The following is a 16,554-nucleotide window of genomic DNA, read 5'->3' as shown; positions in this document are numbered from 1 at the left end:
AGTTAAAAAGCTGGGGGCGCACAATCCGTCAAAATCATAAAAATGGTCGTGGATTTAACCTTATCCGGCATCGACACCAGAAACAGAACGGCGCAACGGAACTTCACATATGATAATCACTCTAAGCGCATGCTTGCTCAAAACATACGAGTTATTGCGGGGTTTTCGGCGTCGCGTGGAAAAATATTTGGGGAGACATTACCTCGGATGAGCGAGCAGTTAACGGATCAGGTACTCGTAGAGCGAGTCCAGAAGGGAGATCAGAGGTCATTCAATTTACTGGTTGTGCGTTACCAGCATAAAGTGGCGAGCCTGGTTTCCCGCTATGTTCCCTCAGGAGATGTGCCTGATATAGTACAGGAATCATTCATCAAGGCTTATCGTGCACTTGAATCATTCCGTGGAGATAGCGCCTTTTATACCTGGCTCTATCGAATTGCCGTTAACACGGCGAAAAATTATCTGGTTGCTCAGGGACGCCGACCGCCTTCCAGTGATGTTGACGCTATTGATGCCGAAAACTTCGAAAGTGCTGGTGGGCTGAAAGAAATTTCGAACCCTGAGAACTTAATGTTGTCGGAAGAGCTGAAACAAATGGTTTTTCGCACCATTGAGACATTGCCTGAGGATCTCCGTATGGCAATTACTCTGCGGGAGCTGGATGGTCTGAGCTATGAAGAGATAGCCGCTATTATGGATTGTCCGGTTGGCACGGTTCGATCACGAATCTTCCGTGCCCGCGAAGCTATAGATAATAAAATTCAACCACTTATCCAACGCTAGCGATAGCGGATACAGGAAGGGTATTGAGGCATGCAGAAAGAACAACTTTCCGCTTTAATGGACGGCGAAACTTTGGATAACGAAGTTTTGTCCGCATTGTCTAAAGATGTCGTGTTGCAGCAAAACTGGGAGAGCTATCATCTTATCCGGGATACGTTGCGTGGCGATATCGGACAGGTTATTCATTTTGATATCTCAGCTCGTGTGGCGGCAGCGATCGAAAATGAGCCGTTAAACAAAACCACCCGGTTGATTCCTGAACCGCAACCGACTCCCCAGCGTTACAGCAGGATGCCGTTCTGGCAGAAGATGCGCCCGTGGGCTGCGCAAATTACCCAGGTTGGCGTTGCTGCCTGTGTTTCTCTGGCGGTAATCGTCGGCGTCCAGCATTATAATCAGCCGCAAAACGGGCAGTCGCAGTCTGATTCTCCGGTATTCAATACGTTGCCAATGATGGGCCAGGCTTCACCGGTTAGTCTTGGCGTACCGTCTGACAGCGCGATAAACAGTAATGCGCCGCAGCAGGTGCAGGAACAGCGCCGTCGCGTTAATGCCATGCTTCAGGATTATGAATTGCAGCGCCGTTTACATTCTGACCAACTGCATTTCGATCAGAATCCTGCTCAACAGGCTGCTGTTCAGGTTCCGGGTAATCAGTCGTTGGGAATGCAACAGCAGTAATGAAGCAACTCTGGTACGCCGTCGGCCTTATTGCTGGCAGCCTGATTTACTCTCCTGTCGCCCCGGCGGAAACAACCCCCGGGGCGTTGTTGCAGCAAATGGAGCAGGCCAGCCAGTCGCTAAGTTATGAACTTGCCTATATCAATGTATCGAGACTTGGCATTGAATCGTTACGTTACCGACATGCTGTTTTGAGCAACAAAGTCTATGCGCAACTGTTGCAGATGGACGGGCCGCGTCGCGAGATTATCCAGCGGGGCAACGAAGTCAGCTATTTTGAGCCAGGACTGGCCCCTTTCACTCTGAGCGGAGAGCATATTGTTGATGCACTTCCCTCATTGGTTTATGCCGATTTCCCTAAGCTTGCGGCTTCTTATGATTTTGTACCGGTAGGTCGAACACGCATTGCCGATCAAATCTGTGAAGTTATTCGTATCGTGGCGCGTGATGGCACTCGTTACAGCTATATTGTCTGGCTGGACAGCGACACCCGCTTACCGCTGCGTATTGATCTGCTGGATCGTGATGGCGAAACGCTGGAACAGTACCGGGTCATCAGCTTTGCAGTGGATAATGGCGTGCAAAAGATGATGCAGGGGCTGGAAAAAGCAAATTTACCGCCGTCACTCTCAGTACCTGTCAGTACGAATGCTGTTTTCAACTGGACTCCGGGTTGGCTGCCGGATGGCATGAAGGAAGTTATGCAGAGTCGCAGACAGATCCCATCGCTTAATAAACCTGTCGAATCACGGCTGTATTCAGACGGGCTGTTCAGCTTCTCAATAAATGTAACCGCCGCTGATAAAAATAGCGGTTCTCAGCTGTTACGCACCGGACGTCGAACGGTTCAGACGGAAGTACGTAATAATACTGAAATCACGGTGGTGGGCGAATTGCCGCCATCAACCGCCAGACGTATTGCGGGCAGTATTGACCTGAGGTCGACACCATGATGAGAGAATGGGCCACGGTGGTTTCGTGGCAGGACGGCATTGCAACGCTGCACAGCGAAATGAAAACGTCCTGCAACAGTTGCTCGGCGCGTAAAGGATGTGGCAGCCAGATGCTGAATAAGCTGGGGCCAAAAAATGCCCACGTGATGAAAATAGCCAGCGCTGAGCCGCTGATACCCGGCCAGCGCATTGAACTGGGTATTGAAGAAAAAAGTTTACTCAGTTCAGCACTGCTGGTTTATATGACCCCTTTACTTGGATTATTTCTCTGTGCAGGGTTGTTTCAGATGCTTTTTCACACCGACACTGCCGCAGCATTTGGTGCCCTACTGGGCGGTGTTGGCGGCTTTATCGTGGCTAAAGGTATCTCTGTATGGTTGAGTAAATCCAGCTCATTTAAGCCGGTAATTTTGAGCGTCTCTTTACCGCCCGATGTACTGCACGTTCAGTCATAATGCTTATTTCCTGGCTGTCGTAAAAGCGCCAGCCAGGGATTTTCCTTTCTTCTGATTTAAAATACCTGCCCACAGCCCACAGCCCACAGCCCACAGCCCACAGCCCACAGCCTATTTCGACCGCTGCGCAAAATTCACACTCAGTTTGAATGCTGGGATATTTTCCTGAAAATATATGAAATTTTCTGACACATATTGTTTTAATTTTAACAACATCGTAGCATGCTGGCTGTTTATTGAAAATGATTATCATTAGGGTTGACTGCGGGGGTGTTATGTCATTGTTTTTGAAAAGGTGTGGTGTTGTTTTAGCCGGTCTGCTGATGGCTGGCAAGGTGTTAGCTGCACCGTTCGTGGTGGAAGACGTTAGTGGGCGCAAGGTAGAAATTAAATCAGAAGTTAAACGGGTTATTCTTGGCGAAGGCCGGCAGATTTTCCTGCTGGCAGCATTTGACACTCAGGACCCCTTCAAACGTGTGGTGGGCTGGCGTGACGATCTCCCCAAAGCCGATTTCGACAGCTACCAGAATTACAAAAATAAATATCCGCAAATCGTGAAATTACCCACCTTTGGTGGGGCAAAAGAGGGCACCTTCAACGTTGAACAGGCGCTGACCCTCCATCCTGATCTGGTGCTGATGAATCTTGAGTCCAAAGCGGCAACAGACGAAGGCAAACTTATTGAAAAACTTGATCAATTGGGTATCCCGGTGGTCTTTATCGATTTTCGTGAAAAACCCTTCGAAAATGCGGAAAAAAGCATCAGGATTATGGGCCAGCTGGTTGGAAATCCGCAGCGCGCTGAAGAAATAATTGCATTTCGTAACAAACAGATAGCGATTGTGCAGGACCGACTCAAAAATTATCACGGCAAACGTCCAACGGTGATGATCGATCGTGCAGGCGGCTACACAGACGAGTGCTGCATGTCATTTGGCGATGAAAACTTTGGTCGGATGGTGGAAGTGGCCGGGGGGAGTAACATTGCGAAAAACCTGATCCCCGGTACTTTCGGCACCCTCAATCCGGAGCAGATAATCAGTGCCCGGCCCGACGTGGTGATTGTGACTGGCGCAAACTGGAAAAATTACAACACGGCAAACGGCTGGGTGGGTGTTGGCCCGGGTGCCGATCTGACCGTGGCGAAACAACGCCTGACTGCATTGATGGCCCGTCCTGCGTTCAGAACATTACCGGTCGCCACCAATGGTAATGCGCATGCCATCTGGCATCAGTTCTATGACAGCCCGTATAACTTCGTTGCGATTCAGGTTATGGCGAAATGGTTACATCCCGATCTTTTTGCCGATATTGATCCGGACGCGACCTTCCGTGAATTTCATCAGCGCTTTTTGCCGCTCAGTTACCAGCCTGGTTATTGGGTAACATTGCCTGCTACGCACTAATTCTGTTGGCAGAATGCACAGGCTCTGACGAGTTAAAGGCTGCTCCGGCAGCCTTTTTTACGCCTGCGACTGGAGCCCTTTTTCATTTAACCATTCAGGTAACCTGTCGTTGAACATGTTCTTCCACCCTTTCTGGCAATATCACAGAATCTGACACTTTCAGATCTATGTGAATTCTTTCGTGATGGGGGCTAACAGTGTAAGATGCGTGCTCATTGAAGGCGGGTGGGCAGAAGCTAAGGTTAATGCTTGTCCCGACCGCGGGAATCGAACCGTACGTTTAAGCGAAAAAATTCATATAAATGAAGCACATAAGAAACTTCTCTATCATTGCTCACATTGACCACGGTAAATCGACGCTTTCCGATCGTCTGATTCAGATTTGTGGTGGTCTTACCGAACGCGAAATGGCCGCTCAGGTTCTGGATTCAATGGATTTGGAGCGCGAACGCGGTATTACCATTAAAGCGCAAAGCGTAACGCTCGATTACCATGCGCCAGACGGTGAAACTTACCAGCTCAATTTTATCGATACGCCGGGCCACGTGGACTTCTCCTATGAAGTTTCCCGTTCGCTGGCGGCCTGTGAAGGCGCACTGCTGGTAGTTGATGCCGGGCAGGGCGTGGAAGCGCAAACGCTGGCGAACTGCTATACCGCGATGGAAATGGATCTGGAAGTGGTACCGGTGTTGAATAAGATTGACCTTCCGGCAGCCGATCCTGACCGCGTTTCCCAGGAAATAGAAGATATCGTTGGCATTGATGCCACCGACGCGGTGCGTTGCTCAGCGAAAACCGGTATCGGTGTACCTGATGTGCTGGAACGACTGGTTCGTGATATTCCGCCCCCGGAGGGTGATCCGCAGGGGCCATTGCAGGCCCTGATTATCGACTCCTGGTTCGATAACTATCTTGGCGTGGTTTCACTGGTACGTATTAAAAACGGCTCTCTTCGTAAAGGCGATAAGGTCAAAGTGATGAGCACCGGGCAGACCTACAATGCCGATCGCCTGGGGATTTTCACGCCTAAACGTGTTGACCGCGACGTGCTGAATTGTGGTGAAGTAGGCTGGCTGGTTTGTGCCATCAAAGACATCCTGGGCGCGCCGGTCGGGGATACTCTTACTCTGGCGCGTAATCCGGCGGAAAAAGCCCTACCGGGTTTCAAAAAAGTGAAGCCGCAGGTTTATGCCGGGCTTTTCCCCATCAGTTCTGACGATTATGAAGCCTTCCGTGATGCGCTGGGCAAACTCAGCCTCAACGATGCCTCGCTTTTTTACGAACCAGAAAGTTCTACCGCGCTGGGTTTTGGTTTCCGTTGCGGGTTCCTTGGCCTGCTGCATATGGAGATTATTCAGGAACGCCTTGAACGTGAATACGATCTGGACCTGATTACCACGGCGCCCACGGTTGTTTATGAAGTACTGACCACCTCCCGTGAGACGCTGTACGTTGACAGTCCGGCCAAGCTGCCGCCGCTGAACAACATTGAAGAACTGCGCGAGCCGATAGCGGAATGCCATATGCTGCTACCGCAGGAGTACCTGGGCAACGTGATTACGCTGTGCATCGAAAAACGTGGTGTGCAGACCAATATGGTTTATCACGGCAATCAGGTGGCGCTGACTTACGAAATCCCAATGGCAGAAGTGGTTCTGGACTTCTTTGACCGGTTGAAATCCACTTCGCGTGGCTACGCATCGCTGGACTATAACTTCAAGCGCTTCCAGGCATCTGACATGGTGCGGGTAGACGTGTTGATCAACAGCGAGCGTGTTGATGCACTGGCTCTGATCACTCACCGGGACAACTCGCAATACCGTGGGCGTGATCTGGTGGAAAAAATGAAGGATCTGATCCCGCGCCAGCAGTTTGATATTGCGATTCAGGCAGCGATTGGTAACCACATCATTGCCCGTTCTACCGTGAAACAGCTGCGTAAAAACGTACTGGCGAAATGCTATGGCGGCGACGTCAGCCGTAAGAAAAAGCTGTTACAGAAACAGAAAGACGGTAAGAAACGTATGAAGCAGGTCGGCAATGTAGAGCTACCTCAGGAAGCGTTCCTTGCTATTCTCCATGTCGGTAAAGACAGTAAATAAAGCCTGAGGGCTACGAGGGAACTGGAATGGCTAATATGTTCGCCCTGATTCTGGCGATAGCAACATTGATAACCGGTATTATCTGGTGCGTGGATAAAATTAAGTGGGCGCCCGCTCGCAGGATCAAAAATAGCAGCGTTGAGACGGGTAGCGCAGGGAAAGGTACAGCGAAACAGCCCGGCTGGATTGAAACCGCCGCCTCGGTTTTTCCGGTTCTGCTGCTGGTATTCGTTGTGCGTTCTTTTATCTATGAACCTTTTCAGATCCCGTCCGGATCGATGATGCCGACGCTGTTGATTGGTGATTTTATCCTGGTAGAGAAATTTGCTTACGGTATTAAAGACCCGATTACCCAGACAACATTAATCCCTACTGGTCATCCCAAACGTGGGGATATCGCGGTGTTCAAATACCCTAAAGATCCCAGCGTAGACTATATTAAACGTGTTATAGGTCTGCCGGGCGATCGGGTGACCTATAATCCACAAAGCAAAACAGTGACTATCAACCCATCCTGCACGGCAGGACAAACCTGTGACACGGCTCTGGCCGTCACCTATTCTGATGTCAAACCCAGCGACTTTATCCAGACCTTCAGTGGTTTTGATGGTAACGAAGTGGGGAATGGCTTCTACCAGGTGCCGCAGGGTGAGTCTATGCAGGGTGGATTACGTCTGGCGACCCGTAACGAAACGCTGGATAAGGTTACTCACCGAATTTTACTGGTAACCCAGGCGCAAAATCAGGCCAGCTCTTATTATCAGCAGCCGGGCCAGCCGCAGTCGAGCTGGGTGGTGCCTGAAGGCATGTACTTCATGATGGGTGATAACCGTGATAACAGTGCAGACAGTCGCTACTGGGGGTTCGTCCCGGAGAAAAATCTGGTTGGCAAAGCAACGGCCATCTGGATGAGTTTTGAAAAGCAGGAAGGACAATGGCCGACAGGGGTTCGCCTGAGTCGTATCGGCGGCATCCACTAATCCTTCTGCCTAAACAGGTTGGCTTCCTGCGGGAAGCCACTGCACACGAAACAGTTTCGTGTTGGCGAGTCCAGCCCTGTTCCGTATGCAGTACAATTGACGCATTCAGATACTGGTAACACATGAATCCCATCGTAATTAACAAGCTACAACGCAAGTTGGGCTACACTTTTAGCCAGCAGGAGCTGTTGCAGCAGGCGTTAACTCACCGTAGTGCCAGCAGCAAACACAATGAAAGACTCGAATTTCTGGGTGACTCCATCCTCAGCTATGTCATTGCCAACGCGCTTTATCATCGTTTTCCGCGTGTCGATGAAGGCGATATGAGCCGTATGCGAGCCACCCTGGTTCGGGGCAATACCCTGGCCGAGATGGCCCGTGAATTTGATCTGGGCGAATGTTTACGTCTAGGACCTGGCGAGCTGAAAAGCGGTGGTTTTCGCCGTGAATCAATCCTTGCCGACACGGTCGAAGCGCTGATAGGCGGTGTTTTTCTCGACAGTGATATCCGCACAGTCGAGCAGTTGATCCTGAACTGGTACGCCAGCCGCCTTGAGCAGATCAGTCCTGGTGATAAACAAAAAGATCCAAAAACGCGTCTGCAAGAGTACTTACAGGGGCGTCATCTGCCTTTGCCGTCCTATCTGGTGGTGCAGGTGCGCGGTGAGGCACACGATCAGGAATTTACTATCCACTGCATGGTCAGCGGTATGGCGGACCCGGTTGTAGGTACGGGATCAAGCCGTCGTAAAGCTGAGCAGGCAGCTGCCGAACAGGCACTCATGAAGCTGGGGCTTGAATGAACGAACAAACCACCCACTGCGGCTTTATTGCAATCGTTGGCCGCCCGAACGTTGGAAAATCAACGCTGCTGAATCAGTTGCTGGGGCAGAAAGTTTCCATCACCTCGCGCAAACCGCAAACCACCCGTCATCGTATTATGGGCATCCATACTGAGGGTGAATACCAGGCGATTTATGTCGATACGCCGGGCCTGCACATGGAAGAGAAGAGGGCGATTAACCGATTGATGAATCGCGCTGCCAGCAGCTCAATTGGTGATGTCGAGTTGGTGATCTTTGTGGTGGAAGGCACCCGCTGGACCGCCGACGATGAGATGGTACTGAGCAAACTGAAGGACAATAAAGTACCGGTCATGCTGGCGATCAATAAGGTGGATAACATCAGCGATAAAAGCATTCTGCTGCCGCATATCCAGTTCCTCAGTCAGCAAATGAATTTTATCGATGTGGTGCCGATTTCAGCGGAAAGCGGTAAAAATGTCGACTCCATTGCCACTATTGTGCGCAACCGTCTTCCGGAAGCGGAGCACCATTTCCCCGAAGATTATGTGACTGACCGTTCCCAACGCTTTATGGCCTCTGAAATCATTCGCGAAAAGCTGATGCGCTTCCTGGGGGCCGAGTTACCCTATTCCGTTACTGTTGAAATCGAACAGTTTGTGACCAATGAACGTGGCGGCTATGACATCCACGGTCTGATTCTGGTAGAGCGTGAAGGCCAGAAAAAAATGGTTATCGGTAATAAAGGCGCAAAAATCAAAACCATTGGTATTGAAGCACGTAAAGATATGGAAGAGATGTTCGAAGCTAAAGTGCATCTTGAACTATGGGTGAAAGTGAAGTCCGGCTGGGCAGATGATGAACGCGCTCTGCGTAGTCTGGGCTATGTAGACGACCTGTAGTCTGATGGAAGGCTGGCAGCGCGCATTTGTCCTGCATGGACGCCCTTACAGCGAAACCAGCCTTCTGCTTGATCTTTTTTCCGAAAATTATGGTCGTATTCGCGTCCTTGCCAAAGGCGCACGGGGCAAACGTTCCAGTCTGAAAGGCGCTCTGCAACCATTCACTCCGCTGTTAGTTCGCTGGGGTGGCCGTGGTGAAGTTAAAACACTGCGGGGTGCCGAACCCATCTCATTAGCTTTACCTCTCACCGGTATTACCCTCTATTGCGGTCTGTATGTTAATGAACTGCTGGCGAGGGTACTGGAGCATGAAACTGCTTTCACCGAACTTTTTTTTGATTATCTGCACTGTATCCAGGCGCTGGCTGCGGCAACCGGGTCGCCGGAGCCTGCCCTGCGGCGTTTCGAGCTGGCGATGCTTGGACACCTGGGGTATGGCGTGGATTTTTTGCATTGTGCCGGCAGCGGCGTTGCCGTCAGCGATGAGATGACATACAGCTACCGGGAAGAAAAAGGGTTTATTGCCAGCATGGTGATAAATAACAGGTCTTTTACCGGTCGTCAGTTACGGGCACTTTACGAACGTGATTTCCCTGATGCAGATACACTGCGTGCGGCTAAGAGATTCACCCGTATGGCGCTTAAACCCTGGCTGGGGGGAAAGCCGTTGAAAAGCCAGCAGCTGTTTCGTCAGTTTGTGCCGAAAAAACGTGCAGACCCCTCCTCATCGTCAGAGTAGGGCCAGGGGATGGCAGGGCGCGCAGCGCGAAACGGAACGATGTACACTGCTGCAACCTGAGTTTTTTAATTTGAGGACTGTCATGGCCGAATTACTGTTGGGCGTCAATATTGATCATATCGCCACCGTGCGTAATGCGCGGGGCACAAATTATCCTGATCCGGTGCAGGCCGCGTTTGTTGCAGAACAGGCCGGGGCGGATGGTATTACGGTTCATCTTCGTGAGGACCGCCGTCATATCACCGATCGCGATGTGCGCATTCTGCGCCAGACGATCCAGACCCGTATGAACCTGGAAATGGCGGTAACGGATGAAATGCTGGATATCGCCTGTGAAATCAAACCGCACTTTTGCTGTCTGGTGCCGGAAAAGCGCGAGGAAGTGACTACCGAAGGTGGGCTGGATGTTGCCGGGCAGTTGGATAAAATCACGGTGGCAGTATCGCGTCTGACGGAAGCGGGGATTCTGGTTTCGTTGTTTATTGACGCGGACCACCAGCAAATCGATGCGGCTATGGCTTCCGGTGCGCCTTATATTGAAATTAATACCGGTGCTTATGCTGAGGCGGCTGAGGGGCGGGAGCGTGATGCTGAGTTCAGGCGGATCAGAGATGCTGCCGCCTATGCCGATGGCAAAGGATTGAAGGTCAATGCCGGTCATGGACTGACCTATCACAATGTGCAGCCAATTGCAGCACTACCGCAGATGCATGAACTGAACATCGGACATGCCATCATTGGTCGGGCAGTAATGAGTGGTCTGGAAGAGGCCGTCCGGCAGATGAAACAGCTGATGCGGGAAGCACGTAGCTGATGGCTATACTGGGTCTTGGCACTGACATTGTGGAAATTGCCCGTATTGAAGGGGTGATTTCCCGTTCCGGCGACAGGCTGGCAAGACGGGTACTGAGCGACAATGAGTGGTTACAGTATCAGGCGCACCAGCAGCCAGCACGTTTCCTCGCCAGGCGTTTTGCCGCCAAAGAGGCCGCAGCTAAAGCGTTTGGCACCGGTATACGTGACGGTCTGGCCTTTAACCAGTTTGAAGTCGGTAATAATCAGATGGGCAAACCAGAGATGCGTTTTTTACAGCAAGCCGCTGAACTGGCGAAGAAACTTGGCATTAATCACGTTCATGTCAGCCTGTCAGATGAGCGTTGCTACGCCTGTGCAACGGTGATAATCGAAAGTTAACTCTCCAGGGGCGAAAACCATTTCGCCCCGACGCCAGTCAGGATGCGGCGTGGTGCATCAGGACAAATTTCTCCCACAATGCGTCATTACTTTCAGTATGTTGCGGATCGATAATAATGGTATTCACGATAGGGCAAACCTGCTGACAGGTAGGGGTATCGTAATGCCCGATGCATTCTGTACAACGGTTGACATCAATCTGATAGATGCTGTCGCCCATTGAAATCGCCTGGTTAGGGCATTCCGGCTCGCACATATCGCAATTAATACAGCGCTTTGTAATTAATAAAGCCATTGGATAAGTTGCCTTTTGAAAACGTTATTATCAGTGAGTGAGTCGTGTTAACCGATATGTAACACTCAACGGCGATGCGGTGGTTTTCGATTACACTGAAGCTTAAGATATCGGTCGCTGCTGTCAGCCTGGCATAAAGCCAAAAAGTTCATAGTGGCGCGCAATGTAACATAAACAGCGATTTCCCCCAATAACGATGGGTTTTAATCGCAGCAGAAACTTTTCTGACCTTTAATGGCCGCAAACCTGCTGGCCCGGGCTTCAGGTCTGCTACGTTGCCGTTGACTGCTTCAGGCGCAGCGTTGAGCTGCGGCAGTCAAAAGAGAATTTGTTATGAGTCAGAATAAAAGAAGGAATAATTTTATGAAAAAATCACAGCTTTATACCCTGGCTTTGAACGGTGCCAGTCCTGAAGAAATTCGCGAATTACTGGAAAAAAACGAGTCGATTTTTGAGAAATCAGTACTTTCTGTCTATGGCGACGATATGAGATATTCATTCGTCAGGGGATCTCTACGAATTAACATCATCTCTGAAAATTTTGCTGAATACCGCTGTGATGTCAATTTTTTTGCAGGCTGTAGCGATCAGAACGAAACATTTTCCGTTACATGGAATTTTAAGTACAAGATTGAAGATGAGCATATCGTAATTGAACTGGATGAAAGCGAATGGAATCAGGAATAAAAGGATTATTTAATGCGGGGTGGAGCTTTTAACAATTATCACCACCCGATGATGGAAAAAGCGGAAAGCGTGTATATTTTAAAGAAAGATAAGAAACGCCGGCAGATTTTACAGCCTGTTATCCATAACAGGCTGTAACGTAATTCAGCGCTTGTCCGCTGATGTGTGATGCCAGAGATTTGCATTCACTAATAATATCAGCGTTGAAAATACGACGACATATTCTACGGAGGTCAGCAGTACATCTGTCATACCGTAAAGGAGGGCGGAAAGTGTAATTATCGACACCGGATTATTCAAAAAACCGGCTAAGCCATTGTCAAATAATAATCTCACGAAAAAGAACAGCAGGATCATCGCACCAAAAATACCGAAAAGCGATGCATACTGAATGAATTCATTATGCAAATGTACGTCGATATAATCCAGGGCAAAGGAATCAGAATTGTGGGATGAAATTAACCAGTCATGGATGATCTTATTTCGGGTTATCTGCGTTTCACCCAGTGGATTTTCTGCAATAGCCACCATCCCTGATTTCCACATGGTAAATCGCGATCCCAGTGAAGTATGGTCATCGCCATTATTAAAACGGGAAATTTCCTGTCTGGTGGTGTCATAACGAGACTCGATTATATTTTTACCCAGGATAGCAACGGCGATAAAAGCCAGAATAATGGCAGCCACCGGAAAGATTCTGAATGATTTGCTGCGCCATAATCCATTGATAATCAGCACGATACCCAGCAGAATATGGATAAACATCGCCGAGCGCGTTTCGGTCAGAAAGATAATATAAACAGAGATCAGGCAGGTTAAGATTATGGCGATATGTCTGATAACGACAGAGCGAATCTGGTTAAGCAAAATCATTAATGCAAGCGCCATTGCGCTGTAAGCATAAGCGGTCATGGTTGCACGATTAATACCTAATGTAATTCTGTCAATATGGTGCAAGTGCTGCCACAGACCTTCGACGCTGGCCAGCAGGAAGGCGAAAGACAATGACAACCATGTCAGTTTAAAAAGTAATTTTTTGCTGATGAAATCCCTGCGGATGCCCCACAGAATATACATGGATATAAGAGCAGCAAGAAGCCAGCGTTTGGCCGGGGTGAACAATAAGCCATTATCCATACCGTGGATGGCATAATGTGCAGCAATCAGAGACCATACCGAATACATTGCTGCCAGCAACAGAAATGGAATAACTATTTTAGATGAAAAAAACATCTCACGACAACTGCGCACATTGATTAAAATACCCAGTGCACTTAAATAACTGCAAAAGTAAAAAGCGATGCGGCCGGATTTCTCACTGGCAAAGCCAAGTGGCAGAATTAAGAGAAGGAGGAAAAAAGAGAGAATAAATGTAGAACGGGTCAGGCGTTGATGTGCAGAATAACTTTTAAAGACATTCAGGTATGACATTATGCTGTTTCCTGGTACAAGAACATTATAATTGCATGGGTTATTATCGTTGCTTCTCATGCTGTTATTGGTTTTTTATAATGCTTGTCATTAAGTCTTTCCTGTAACTATTTAAATAAATAAAGAATTTCCGGCCCTGTCGGGACGCTTGTTTATAGCTTATTCGTGACAAAAAATCAAAGCGGGCATCCAGTTATCAGGGGATCGGCTGGCGCAGCTCACACCAGCTTTTTCACCAGCGCATCGCTGTGGCGAATGTGGCTGGAGGCCCGTTCCGGATCGCGCTGTACCAGTGCCATAAACAGTAAATCTGTCAGCATAAATTGTGCGGCCGTTGAGGAAATCGCCGCGCTGCGGGTGGTCTGTTCTTCAGCGACGGTATATAAGCAGTGGGTGGCGGATTGCTGGAGCGTATTGGGACTGAAGCCGGTAAAGGCCAGCACGTTGGCCCCTAACCGCTGTGCTTCCTGCGCGGCCAGATTAATTTCACGTCGCTCGCCGGTATAAGAGATCGCCAGCAGCACATCATTAACCGCCAGTGCCTGTACGCTCGCCAGCAGGGCATGCATGTCCTGTTCCGCCACGGCGTTGATGCCAATTTTCATCAGCTTCCATGAAAAGTCCTTTGCCACCAGACCCGATGTACCGATACCGACCAGTACGATCCGCCGCGCGCCTTTCAGCAGCCGCAACGTCTCCAGCAGCATCTCTTCACTGTTAATATTCAGCGTGGCCCTGATAGCGGATTGTTTCTCTGCCAGCAGCTTCTCGCCGACGGTCTTAAGCGGGTCATCACTGAGGATCAGATTGTGTACGGTGATAGCATCTTTCGCAGCCAGCGAGTCGCTCAATGCCAGCTTCAGCGCCGGGAAACCTTTGTAGCCCAGCTTTTGCGCGAATTTCACCACGCTGGACTGGCTGACGCCTGACTCTTCCGCCAGTTGCTGAGAGCTGAGATGACGAGCCCGCTCTGGCTGTGTCAGCAGAAAATCTGCCAGACGGCGTTCATTCTGAGCCAGCGTCGGATAAAGCTGTCGGATCCGTAATAACGAACTCATTAATTTAAATCTCCTGAAACAGCTGCCTGCACGCTGAGGTAGCGTAAGCAAAGTGAGGTCCTGAGATATCAGCAGCGCCTGCCGCTCAGCGCCTGGCCCAACAGGGCTGGTTTACCTGCCATTTTAAACCCGGGCAGTGCTCGAAATCCTCACCGGGTCCGTGTACGCTCCGGTTTCTGCGCGCTGTCCGTGTTCAGACTGGCTGCAACTATAACGCCTGGTGGGACAGGCTCGTAGTTTATGCTCTGGCAACGCGGTAACTCTGCGTAAAATCGGGCAATCAGCTGGTGCTTGTGAATATAATATTCGGAAGTTTATCTGGTTTAAGAATTAAAAATTCAGGTGAGGATAGCATGAATCTTGCTGCACTGGTTTCTGAAACACGTAACGCTGACACCATGGATCTGGACACTCTTTCCACGCTCGACATGGTCAGTAAATTCAATCAGCAGGATGCTACCGTCGCTGAGGCGGTGCGTAAAACGCTGCCTGATGTCGCTCGTGCCGTTGATGCGGCGGCCGCATCTCTGGCTGAAGGGGGACGCCTGATCTATGTCGGTGCCGGGACCAGCGGGCGACTGGGGGGGCTGGATGCTTCAGAGTGCCCACCTACTTTTGGCGTTGCTCAGGGGGTGGTTATCGGCCTGATTGCCGGTGGTCCCGGGGCGCTGCTGAAAGCCGTCGAAGGTGCGGAGGACGACCCACAACTGGGCGTCAGCGATCTGGCCGCGCTGGCACTGACCGCAAAGGATATGGTGGTAGGGCTTGCCGCTTCCGGCCGGACGCCATATGTCATCGGGGCTTTACGCTTCGCCCGGCAACGGGGGTGCCGCACTGCGGCAATATCCTGTAATCCGGATTCCCCTGTCGCTGTTGAGGCCGAAATTGCCATCTCTCCGGTAGTGGGGCCGGAAGCCCTTACCGGCTCCACCCGGCTGAAATCTGGCACTGCGCAGAAGCTGATACTGAATATGCTCTCCACCGGGGCAATGGTGAAAAGCGGCAAGGTTTATCAGAACCTGATGGTGGATATGCAGGCCACCAATATCAAACTGGTGGATCGTGCCAGCCGGATGGTTTGCCAGGCCACGGGCTGTGAGCGTCAGGAGGCTGAGGCCGCGTTGCAGCAGAGCGGCTATGCGGTGAAAACGGCCATTCTGATGATCCTCGCCGATCTGACCGCTGAACAGGCAGATGCCCGGTTAATCAGGCATAAAGGCTTTCTGCGCGCGGCTCTTCAGGATCAACAATAAAGGGGCAGTAACAGGGTCGTGGTGGCCTGAAAAGTCCTGCTCGTTGCAGGCGAAGACCATCGATTTAGCGGGCCATGGTTGTGCCAGTGACTACACTGATAGCTACGCTGTATCACTTAATGATTTTTGGGGTTTACCCGTTTGATGGGATGCCATCATCCTGAGGAGTTATGTTTGATCACTGGCCAGGAACGACGCGTGGTGTTTTTTGATCTCGACGGCACTTTGCACCAGCAGGATATGTTTGGCACCTTTGTGCGCTATCTGCTCTGGCGGCAGCCACTGAATCTGCTGCTGGTTATACCCACGTTACCGATTGTTGCGGTCTGGCTGTTGCTGAAAGGCCGGGCATCCCGTGGGCCAATGAGCCTGCTGCTCTGGGCAATCACCTTTGGTCACAGTGAAAACCACCTGAAAAGAAAAGAACAACATTTTGTTCAGTGGTTTCGCCAGCGGGTTATCGCCTTTCCCGTGGTTCAGCAACGACTGACGGACTACCTGAACAGTGCTGACGCTGATGTCTGGTTAATCACCGGATCGCCGCAGCGGCTGGTGGAGCAGGTCTATGCCGATGCGCCATTTTTGCCCAGGGTGAAACTCATCGGCAGTCAGATGGAGCGTCGTTATGGGGGGCAGGTACTTGCCATGCGCTGTCTCGGTCATGAAAAAGTGGCGCAGCTGGAGGAGCAACTGGGTACGCCTCTGCAACTTTACAGCGGCTACAGCGACAGCAAGCAGGATAATCCACTGCTGTTCTTCTGCCAGCATCGCTGGCGTGTCACCCCTCAGGGAGAACTGCAACAGCTTGAGTAAACAGGTATACTGCGCGCCG

18 protein-coding genes are annotated in these 16,554 nt (G+C 50.5%); 15 read left to right on the top strand and 3 right to left on the bottom strand.

Features of this window, described 5'->3' with window-relative positions:
- Window positions 1–207: 207 nt before the first annotated feature.
- The 12 genes from rpoE (at window position 208) to acpS (ending at window position 10,998) form a co-directional block, all read left to right on the top strand.
- Window positions 208–783: an RNA polymerase sigma factor RpoE gene (gene rpoE, locus BG55_RS13415; RefSeq protein WP_034938411.1), complete on the top strand. Its 576-nt coding sequence runs from the start codon at window positions 208–210 to the stop codon at window positions 781–783.
- A 30-nt stretch (window positions 784–813) separates the two neighbouring features.
- Window positions 814–1,464, top strand: coding sequence for an anti-sigma-E factor RseA (rseA, locus tag BG55_RS13410; protein WP_034938410.1), 651 nt, complete (start codon window positions 814–816; stop codon window positions 1,462–1,464).
- Window positions 1,464–2,417, top strand: a complete 954-nt coding sequence (gene rseB / locus BG55_RS13405) for a sigma-E factor regulatory protein RseB (RefSeq protein WP_034938409.1) — start codon at window positions 1,464–1,466, stop codon at window positions 2,415–2,417. The genes rseA and rseB overlap by 1 nt, the downstream gene beginning before the upstream one ends.
- Window positions 2,414–2,872 carry a SoxR-reducing system protein RseC gene (gene rseC / locus BG55_RS13400; RefSeq protein ID WP_034938408.1) on the top strand — a complete coding sequence of 153 codons (459 nt, stop codon included), beginning with the start codon at window positions 2,414–2,416 and terminating at the stop codon, window positions 2,870–2,872. Before rseB ends, rseC begins: the two co-directional genes overlap by 4 nt.
- Window positions 2,873–3,147: 275 nt before the next feature.
- Window positions 3,148–4,278, top strand: a complete 1,131-nt coding sequence (locus BG55_RS13395; protein WP_034938407.1) for an ABC transporter substrate-binding protein — start codon at window positions 3,148–3,150, stop codon at window positions 4,276–4,278.
- Between the two features lie 302 nt (window positions 4,279–4,580).
- Window positions 4,581–6,380 carry a translation elongation factor 4 gene (lepA, locus tag BG55_RS13390; RefSeq protein WP_034938406.1) on the top strand — a complete coding sequence of 600 codons (1,800 nt, stop codon included), beginning with the start codon at window positions 4,581–4,583 and terminating at the stop codon, window positions 6,378–6,380.
- A 26-nt stretch (window positions 6,381–6,406) separates the two neighbouring features.
- A complete protein-coding gene (gene lepB / locus BG55_RS13385; RefSeq protein WP_034938405.1) occupies window positions 6,407–7,360 on the top strand; it encodes a signal peptidase I in 954 nt (317 codons plus the stop codon).
- 122 nt (window positions 7,361–7,482) lie between these two features.
- Window positions 7,483–8,163 (top strand): ribonuclease III, encoded by a 681-nt coding sequence (rnc, locus tag BG55_RS13380; RefSeq protein ID WP_034938404.1) that lies wholly within the window; start codon window positions 7,483–7,485, stop codon window positions 8,161–8,163.
- Window positions 8,160–9,065 carry a GTPase Era gene (gene era / locus BG55_RS13375; RefSeq protein WP_034938403.1) on the top strand — a complete coding sequence of 302 codons (906 nt, stop codon included), beginning with the start codon at window positions 8,160–8,162 and terminating at the stop codon, window positions 9,063–9,065. Before rnc ends, era begins: the two co-directional genes overlap by 4 nt.
- 4 nt (window positions 9,066–9,069) lie before the next feature.
- Window positions 9,070–9,804 (top strand): DNA repair protein RecO, encoded by a 735-nt coding sequence (gene recO, locus BG55_RS13370; RefSeq protein ID WP_034938401.1) that lies wholly within the window; start codon window positions 9,070–9,072, stop codon window positions 9,802–9,804.
- Window positions 9,805–9,886: 82 nt separating this feature from the next.
- Window positions 9,887–10,618 carry a pyridoxine 5'-phosphate synthase gene (gene pdxJ / locus BG55_RS13365; RefSeq protein WP_034938400.1) on the top strand — a complete coding sequence of 244 codons (732 nt, stop codon included), beginning with the start codon at window positions 9,887–9,889 and terminating at the stop codon, window positions 10,616–10,618.
- On the top strand, window positions 10,618–10,998 hold the full coding sequence (gene acpS / locus BG55_RS13360; RefSeq protein ID WP_034938398.1) for a holo-ACP synthase: 381 nt from the start codon (window positions 10,618–10,620) through the stop codon (window positions 10,996–10,998). The genes pdxJ and acpS overlap by 1 nt, the downstream gene beginning before the upstream one ends.
- 37 nt (window positions 10,999–11,035) lie before the next feature.
- On the opposite strand, the gene BG55_RS13355 is transcribed toward acpS, so the two are convergent.
- On the bottom strand, window positions 11,036–11,293 hold the full coding sequence (locus BG55_RS13355) for a YfhL family 4Fe-4S dicluster ferredoxin (RefSeq protein ID WP_034938397.1): 258 nt from the start codon (window positions 11,291–11,293) through the stop codon (window positions 11,036–11,038).
- A gap of 363 nt (window positions 11,294–11,656) precedes the next feature.
- Here BG55_RS13355 and BG55_RS13350 point away from each other — a divergent pair, with 363 nt between their 5' ends.
- Window positions 11,657–11,980, top strand: coding sequence for a hypothetical protein (locus BG55_RS13350; protein WP_034938395.1), 324 nt, complete (start codon window positions 11,657–11,659; stop codon window positions 11,978–11,980).
- A 144-nt stretch (window positions 11,981–12,124) separates the two neighbouring features.
- Here BG55_RS13350 and BG55_RS13345 read toward each other — a convergent pair whose 3' ends face one another.
- Window positions 12,125–13,411, bottom strand: a complete 1,287-nt coding sequence (locus tag BG55_RS13345) for an O-antigen ligase family protein (RefSeq protein WP_034938389.1) — start codon at window positions 13,409–13,411, stop codon at window positions 12,125–12,127.
- A 218-nt stretch (window positions 13,412–13,629) separates the two neighbouring features.
- Window positions 13,630–14,469, bottom strand: coding sequence for a MurR/RpiR family transcriptional regulator (locus tag BG55_RS13340; protein ID WP_034938387.1), 840 nt, complete (start codon window positions 14,467–14,469; stop codon window positions 13,630–13,632).
- A gap of 353 nt (window positions 14,470–14,822) precedes the next feature.
- Here BG55_RS13340 and murQ point away from each other — a divergent pair, with 353 nt between their 5' ends.
- Both murQ and yfhb read left to right on the top strand, forming a co-directional pair.
- On the top strand, window positions 14,823–15,722 hold the full coding sequence (gene murQ, locus BG55_RS13335; RefSeq protein ID WP_034938385.1) for an N-acetylmuramic acid 6-phosphate etherase: 900 nt from the start codon (window positions 14,823–14,825) through the stop codon (window positions 15,720–15,722).
- 144 nt (window positions 15,723–15,866) lie between these two features.
- The gene (yfhb, locus tag BG55_RS13330) at window positions 15,867–16,535 is read left to right on the top strand and encodes a phosphatidylglycerophosphatase C (protein WP_052018845.1); all 669 of its coding nucleotides are present in this window, start codon (window positions 15,867–15,869) and stop codon (window positions 16,533–16,535) included.
- Window positions 16,536–16,554: the final 19 nt, after the last annotated feature.

This window comes from Erwinia mallotivora (assembly GCF_000590885.1).
In the GTDB taxonomy this organism is placed as follows: domain Bacteria; phylum Pseudomonadota; class Gammaproteobacteria; order Enterobacterales; family Enterobacteriaceae; genus Erwinia; species Erwinia mallotivora.
Note: the sequence above shows the minus strand (reverse complement) of the source record. Positions and strands in the feature narration are given on the sequence as shown.

Excerpts from the sequence above, each read along its gene's own strand:
- pdxJ (WP_034938400.1), top strand. The coding sequence starts at position 9,887 with ATGGCCGAATTACTGTTGGGCGTCAATATTGATCATATCGCCACCGTG.
- lepA (WP_034938406.1), top strand. The coding sequence starts at position 4,581 with ATGAAGCACATAAGAAACTTCTCTATCATTGCTCACATTGACCACGGT.
- BG55_RS13355 (WP_034938397.1), bottom strand. The coding sequence starts at position 11,293 with ATGGCTTTATTAATTACAAAGCGCTGTATTAATTGCGATATGTGCGAG.
- yfhb (WP_052018845.1), top strand. The coding sequence starts at position 15,867 with ATGGGATGCCATCATCCTGAGGAGTTATGTTTGATCACTGGCCAGGAA.
- acpS (WP_034938398.1), top strand. The coding sequence starts at position 10,618 with ATGGCTATACTGGGTCTTGGCACTGACATTGTGGAAATTGCCCGTATT.
- BG55_RS13340 (WP_034938387.1), bottom strand. The coding sequence starts at position 14,469 with ATGAGTTCGTTATTACGGATCCGACAGCTTTATCCGACGCTGGCTCAG.
- rseC (WP_034938408.1), top strand. The coding sequence starts at position 2,414 with ATGATGAGAGAATGGGCCACGGTGGTTTCGTGGCAGGACGGCATTGCA.
- BG55_RS13345 (WP_034938389.1), bottom strand. The coding sequence starts at position 13,411 with ATGTCATACCTGAATGTCTTTAAAAGTTATTCTGCACATCAACGCCTG.
- recO (WP_034938401.1), top strand. The coding sequence starts at position 9,070 with ATGGAAGGCTGGCAGCGCGCATTTGTCCTGCATGGACGCCCTTACAGC.
- lepB (WP_034938405.1), top strand. The coding sequence starts at position 6,407 with ATGGCTAATATGTTCGCCCTGATTCTGGCGATAGCAACATTGATAACC.
- era (WP_034938403.1), top strand. The coding sequence starts at position 8,160 with ATGAACGAACAAACCACCCACTGCGGCTTTATTGCAATCGTTGGCCGC.
- rseB (WP_034938409.1), top strand. The coding sequence starts at position 1,464 with ATGAAGCAACTCTGGTACGCCGTCGGCCTTATTGCTGGCAGCCTGATT.
- BG55_RS13350 (WP_034938395.1), top strand. The coding sequence starts at position 11,657 with ATGAAAAAATCACAGCTTTATACCCTGGCTTTGAACGGTGCCAGTCCT.
- BG55_RS13395 (WP_034938407.1), top strand. The coding sequence starts at position 3,148 with ATGTCATTGTTTTTGAAAAGGTGTGGTGTTGTTTTAGCCGGTCTGCTG.
- rnc (WP_034938404.1), top strand. The coding sequence starts at position 7,483 with ATGAATCCCATCGTAATTAACAAGCTACAACGCAAGTTGGGCTACACT.
- rseA (WP_034938410.1), top strand. The coding sequence starts at position 814 with ATGCAGAAAGAACAACTTTCCGCTTTAATGGACGGCGAAACTTTGGAT.
- murQ (WP_034938385.1), top strand. The coding sequence starts at position 14,823 with ATGAATCTTGCTGCACTGGTTTCTGAAACACGTAACGCTGACACCATG.
- rpoE (WP_034938411.1), top strand. The coding sequence starts at position 208 with ATGAGCGAGCAGTTAACGGATCAGGTACTCGTAGAGCGAGTCCAGAAG.